This window comes from Priestia sp. P5 (genome assembly GCF_029522155.1).
GTDB classification, from domain to species: domain Bacteria; phylum Bacillota; class Bacilli; order Bacillales; family Bacillaceae_H; genus Priestia; species Priestia megaterium_E.
The window spans coordinates 1-492 of the sequence record NZ_JAKWFJ010000025.1; the positions used below are offsets into that span (position 1 = coordinate 1).

The following is a 492-nucleotide window of genomic DNA, read 5'->3' on the forward strand; positions in this document are numbered from 1 at the left end:
ATGGAGCGGAAGACGAGGTTCGAACTCGCGACCCCCACCTTGGCAAGGTGGTGTTCTACCACTGAACTACTTCCGCTTATTAAAATGAGCCATGAAGGACTCGAACCTTCGACCCTCTGATTAAAAGTCAGATGCTCTACCAACTGAGCTAATGGCTCTCTATGGCTGGGCTAGCTGGATTCGAACCAACGCATGACGGAATCAAAATCCGTTGCCTTACCGCTTGGCGATAGCCCAATAAAGATGGTGGAGGGGGGCAGATTCGAACTGCCGAACCCGAAGGAGCGGATTTACAGTCCGCCGCGTTTAGCCACTTCGCTACCCCTCCGATATAAATGGTGCCGGCAAGAGGACTTGAACCCCCAACCTACTGATTACAAGTCAGTTGCTCTACCAGTTGAGCTACACCGGCACGGTGGTGGAGGATGACGGGATCGAACCGCCGACCCCCTGCTTGTAAGGCAGGTGCTCTCCCAGCTGAGCTAATCCTCC

The 492-nt window shown here is 54.1% G+C and carries 6 tRNA genes; all 6 read right to left on the minus strand.

The annotated features are described in order from the left end of the window. Position 1 precedes the first annotated feature (1 nt). The 6 genes from MMB69_RS27225 to MMB69_RS27250 all read right to left on the minus strand — a co-directional run bounded on the left by MMB69_RS27225 (position 2) and on the right by MMB69_RS27250 (position 492). A tRNA-Gly gene (locus MMB69_RS27225) sits at positions 2-76 on the minus strand. Positions 77-85: 9 nt separating this feature from the next. Continuing rightward, positions 86-158, minus strand: a tRNA-Lys gene (locus tag MMB69_RS27230). A 4-nt stretch (positions 159-162) separates the two neighbouring features. Further along, positions 163-237, minus strand: a tRNA-Gln gene (locus MMB69_RS27235). Positions 238-244: 7 nt separating this feature from the next. Beyond that, positions 245-328 (minus strand) — tRNA-Tyr (locus MMB69_RS27240). Positions 329-336: 8 nt separating this feature from the next. Then, positions 337-412 (minus strand) — tRNA-Thr (locus MMB69_RS27245). Positions 413-416: 4 nt separating this feature from the next. Then, a tRNA-Val gene (locus MMB69_RS27250) sits at positions 417-492 on the minus strand.